Consider the following 305-nt stretch of genomic DNA (forward strand, 5'->3'; position numbering starts at 1 on the left):
GCGGCAAAAAACAGGGCGGCGGGGTTGAACTGCACCGCCGTGGCCACCAGCCCGGCGGCCACGGCGTGGCGGTTGCCGTACAGGTGGTTGACCGCCACCAGGTCTGCCTCCCCCGCCAGCACCGCGCGCACGCCGGCGTCGAACGAGGCCACTGGCACCTGGCGCACGACCAGGCCAAAGCTGGTCAGGAATTCCTGCAGCGCGCGCTCGTGGACCGAGCCCTGCAGCACCGCCACGCGCAGGCCGGCCAGGTCTTGCAAAGCCTCCACCCGGGCGCCGCGCCGCGCGTACAGCTGCGACCAGCT

1 protein-coding gene is annotated in these 305 nt (G+C 72.8%); it reads right to left on the reverse strand.

Annotation, left to right across the window (positions count from 1 at the left end; translation table 11 throughout):
• Window positions 1-305, reverse strand: a 305-nt coding sequence (locus tag HA630_RS27405; RefSeq protein ID WP_166832255.1) for an ABC transporter substrate-binding protein, incomplete at both ends; no start/stop codon positions are given.

This window comes from Aquabacterium sp. A08 (assembly GCF_011742065.1).